The organism is Halorubrum sp. SD612, from assembly GCF_002135005.1.
Window position 1 is genome coordinate 1 of record NZ_NEWI01000306.1, and the last position, 1,878, is coordinate 1,878.

The following is a 1,878-nucleotide window of genomic DNA, read 5'->3' on the forward strand; positions in this document are numbered from 1 at the left end:
GGTTCCCCGTCGGCCGCCAGCGCTCGAAGCGGCGGTACCTCAAGCGGACCATCGACGTCGAGGGGGTCGACACCGAGGCGTTCAACGACGACGACGCCGCGCTTCGGTGGGCGAAGTGCCCGTCCGCGGCCGCCTCGTCGGTCGAGACCTCCTCGTAGCTAGCTTCCGGTCGCGGTCCCGTTCTCGGCGTCGGCCGTCTGGTTTCCGCCGGTAGAGCCGTCCGTCTCGTTTCCGCCGGTGGCGTCGTCCTCCTCGGCGTCGTCCTCGTCCCCTTCCGAGTCACCGTCGTCTCCCTCGGACTCGGCGTCTTCGGCGTCATCCTCCTCGCTATCGTCATCCTCGTCGTCCTCGTCGTCGATCTCGTTGACGTCGACGTCGCGGCCCGCGACCCCGCTGCCCGAGATCACGGGCTTGAGGATGTATCCGTTGTTCCGTCCGCGCTTGACGACGTTGATGTCGAAGACGAAGCTGACCGGCTCGTCGGGGGTGACCTCGAACCCGTTCGTGATCTGGAGCTTCTCGCTCGGGAGCTTCACGTCGACCGACTCGCCGTCGACGATCCCCTCCACGGCGGAGACCTCGAGTTCGATCTTCTCGTAGCTTCCCGCCGGAATCGCGCCGTCGAAGACGGCGATCGCGTCGTCTTCGATCACCTGCGTGAGATCGACCGTGGCGCCGTCGAGTTCGACGACGGTGAAACCGCGGTCCCCCTCGTTGTCGTCGTCCTCATCGTCCTCATTGCCGTCTTCCTCGTCGTCGCCGTCGTCTTCCTCGTCCTCCTCCGCTTCGACTTCTTCCTCGTCGTCATCGACGTCCGTCTCGTTCGCGTCATCGACGTCCGTTCCGTTCGGGGACTCGTCGTCGTCGGTCTCGGTTGCGTTCTGGTCCGTGTCGTCGTCCGCTTCATCGTCCTCGTCGGCCTCTCCGTCGTCCTCGTCGTCCCCCTCCTCGTCGCCGTCCCCCGCCTCGAAGACGCGCGCTCGATCGAGGGTGACGTCCAGCCGGTCGAAGTCACCGATGTCGGCCGGGGCGTCGCTGATGAGGAGCCGGAAGTTGCCGGTGAGCGTCTGCGAGCCGTCCGAGCCGTCGGCGTCGCCGGAGCCGTCCGAGCCGTCCGACGACGGGAGGCTCCCGTCTCCGGCGCAGCCCGCGAGGAGCGTCGCGCTCGCGCCGGCGCCGAGGGCGACGAACTCCCGTCGGCTGAACTCGTCGGTGCCGGTGGCCTGAGATCGGTCGTCGCCTGTCGTCCGCGGTCGGTCCGTCATGGTGACCTACCCAACGGGCCCGGAACGGGTATACCTCGGAGATACTGTGTCCGAATTTGCGCCGATAAAGCCCGTTTCAGCGGTGACGGATGGGGTTTCGCACGGGAGGTCGTCGAGCGCCCGGAACGCGTTACGGTCTCGCCGTCTCGATCCCCGCCTCCTCGACGACGCGCTCCGCGTGTCGCGTCGCGCGCTCGCGGACCGCGGCCGCGTCGGTCCCGACGTGCTCGCCGTCCGCGTAGCGGACCTCGCCGTCGACCATGGTGAAGGTCACGTCGTCGCCGTGGGCCGCGTACACCAGGTGCGAGAGGGGGTCGTGGAGCGGCGTCGCCCGGGTGATGTCGGTCGTGAGTCCGATCACGTCGGCGCGGTGTCCCTCGCGCAGCGCGCCGAGGCGGTCGAAGCCGGCGGCCCGGGCGCCGTTCTCCGTCGCCATCTCCAAGACGGTACCCGCGGGGAGCCGGGTCGGGTCGCGGGCGTCGACCTTGCCGAGGAGGCTCGCCTGCCGCATCTCCGTGAAGGGGTCGAGGGTGTTGTTACACGGCGGGCCTTCGTTGCCGAGCGCGACCGCGACCCCGCGGTCGCGCTCGGCAACGACGGCCCGCCGTGTAAC

2 protein-coding genes are annotated in these 1,878 nt (G+C 69.2%); both read right to left on the reverse strand.

From position 1 onward, the window contains the following. Nucleotides 1–158 precede the first annotated feature (158 nt). Nucleotides 159–1,265: a DUF4382 domain-containing protein gene (locus tag B9G38_RS16725; protein WP_086221123.1), complete on the reverse strand. Its 1,107-nt coding sequence runs from the start codon at nucleotides 1,263–1,265 to the stop codon at nucleotides 159–161. 130 nt (nucleotides 1,266–1,395) lie between these two features. Next, on the reverse strand, nucleotides 1,396–1,878 hold a 483-nt coding region (locus B9G38_RS16730; protein WP_143415595.1), incomplete at its 5' end, for an amidohydrolase family protein.

Bases quoted from the DNA above. Each gene is read 5' to 3' on its own strand.
- B9G38_RS16725 (WP_086221123.1), bottom strand. From the start codon at position 1,265: ATGACGGACCGACCGCGGACGACAGGCGACGACCGATCTCAGGCCACC.